Origin of the sequence: Novipirellula sp., assembly GCF_041583735.1 — a bacterium.
GTDB lineage: Bacteria > Planctomycetota > Planctomycetia > Pirellulales > Pirellulaceae > Novipirellula.
This window is the reverse complement of record NZ_JBFHFD010000928.1, coordinates 1-2467: the sequence shown is the minus strand read 5'-3', so window position 1 is coordinate 2467 and position 2467 is coordinate 1. Positions and strand designations below refer to the sequence as shown.

Here is a 2467-nt window from a genome sequence, read left to right as displayed (position 1 = left end):
GCTCATCCGTTTGTAATCGAGCGTTTCGGGGGTGTCCGAAGCTTGATGGTAATTTGAATTGCGTAAGAAGCTGGTGTCGGTCAACATCAGCGCCGCAAAGCCATGGTCCCAAAACGAACTGTTGTCGCTGCGACGGATCTCACTGACCTTTTCTGGTAGCACGATTGAGAACAGCGGCATTTTGGTTCCACGTTTAAAGCCTCGTCGAAATTGCCAATTCAGTTTCCACGAGGCTGGGTTTCCAACCGCTGCTAAGAAATTGCCTCGTTTGGGAAAAAACCGATGAAGCGACCGAGGGATCGATGGTGGTACTTTTTGTGATCCAATTTCGTCACAAAAATACCCGACCATTTCGAGGCACAGCATCCCGATAATTTTCTCGCCCTGTTGTTTCGATTGACGTGCGTGGTACTGACTGCCCATTGCATCAAAATCGCCATAGGGTTTCTCCTCGCATGTGAACGCAACATACCTCGCCGAGCGTTTACCAGTGTGTTGCCGTAGAAGCCGACTGACTTCGATCATTACCGCGACGGCGGACGCGTTGTCGTCCGCACCAGGGGTTCCCGCAACGGTGTCGTAGTGGGCGCCTAACAAAACGATCTCGTCGGACCGCTTCGTTCCGTTTTTCTGCACGAACAAATTCGTCGCAGGCTCGCCCATCGCATCGTAGTGCTGCTCTTGAACGTCATATTCCATCGCGTTCCATTGGCCTGCGATGTAACCGGTCGTCGCTTTCATCGACTTTGGCCGATCGAGCGTGCGAGGACCGATCAATCCGGCGATTCGATCGACATGCAGACGAAGATTGGCTTCGATTTCATCGCTCATCAACAGGGACGCTCTGGGGGGAGTCATGCTTCGGTTCACTTGCCGCTCAGGCACAGGTTGCACCGAAAATACAGTCCCAAGCGGGCCAAGTCAAAGTGAAACGAAAGACTTCCTTTAGCGGCGGCCCCGACCGCCACGTCGCCCCAGTTGAGCAAAGAGACTGTCGAAATTCGCGGCACTGACGTTCGTCCGGATCGACGCTCGAGCTGACAAAGCTGTCTGCGTCGATTCCGCCGAGGGAATCAATTTCTCGGTTTCTCGGGTTTCGAGCCAGGCAGCAAATTCGTCCAAGGAGACTCCCCCATCAGTATTGGTGTCCGCCGCCATCAATTTCTGCCAAAAGCGGCCCACTTCCTCCACGCTCAACAGCCCGTCGTCGTTGCTATCTTTGTCGGAAAAATGTTCCGCAAGCTCCGCTTCGGCAAACAGGTCGAACTCATCCGAGCTGATCAAACCATCGTCGTCGGCGTCAACCTCATCATCCGACAATCGACTCCAAACCGCCTCTGGCAATTCTTCTTCGCTGAGTGATCCGTCTTCGTTTGCATCATAACGAGCGAGTAATTGATCGAAACCAACTCGAAACGGTAGTTGTCGCTCAAAGTGATGATTGGGGTGACCCAAGAACGTGAAACGCTCGTGATCACAAAGAGCGGAATCCTCGTCGACTTCGCCCTCCTCGTCGGTTAACCCGCCATCGTCAATGGAGCTGTCATCTGCGTCAACGATACTGTCATCGTCGTCCGTCACCACGTCCGTGTCGTCGTCGTTCCCCACCGAAGGCGTATCGTTCACGAGTTCGTCTTCGTTGTCGACACTGTCTTCGAGCGAATCCACTTGCTCGGCGACCACGATCAACTCGCTCGTTCCTGCCGCTTGCGTCGAGCCCAGCGAGTTGATCACTAACAAAGCATCAAGCGCCGTGACGGATCCGTCGCCGTTGACATCGGAAAATCCGGTCACCGAGTCGTTGGTCCTGCTCAATTGGTTGATAATCACCAACGCATCCAGTGCGGACGTCGAACCGTCATCGTTGGCGTCGGTTGGGTCATACAGATTATGGTTCTCGGGGACATCCGCTTCGAGCCTGCCTCCCCAGCGATGCCAGTTTCCGCCACGACGCCAACGTCGCCGTGGAAACGGATCGTCCTCCGAGTCGGGCGTGTCATCCGGTGCGTCGTCGGGGATTTCCGCATCTGGATCGGCGGTATTACTTGGATCTTCGTCGGTTGTCTCGTCAACCGGCGTATCATCAATAGGCGTGTCGACGACGGGATCATCGCTCGTTTCGGTGACCGTCGCGGCGGCATACAGCATTAACGCTTCGGCAACGTCGCTGGCGTCCAGTTCAGTGAACTGCTGATTGGGTGAAACATATGGCTGGAGCACTGATCCTAAATCCGCCAAATGGTCCAACCCAAGTGAATGCCCGATTTCGTGAGCTGCGACCCAAACAAGATCGAACGCTTGATTGCCCAACGAGTTGCCAACCTCCCAAATCTCGGATATGTCGAATTGGACATCTCCTGCAATTCGTGCAGGGTTCACATCATCAGGGAAATAGGCTTGCGCCAGCGTACCCCCGCCGCCATCAATATTCGCAAACGAGATATCAATCGAATCGGTCAGTCCGGTT

General features: G+C 54.5%; 2 protein-coding genes. Both read right to left on the bottom strand.

Annotation, left to right across the window (positions count from 1 at the left end):
* On the bottom strand, positions 1-858 hold an 858-nt coding region (locus tag ABX962_RS34705; RefSeq protein ID WP_372726234.1), incomplete at its 3' end, for a M28 family peptidase.
* 87 nt (positions 859-945) lie between these two features.
* A partial coding sequence (locus tag ABX962_RS34700) for a matrixin family metalloprotease (RefSeq protein ID WP_372726233.1) occupies positions 946-2467 on the bottom strand: 1522 nt, incomplete at its 5' end.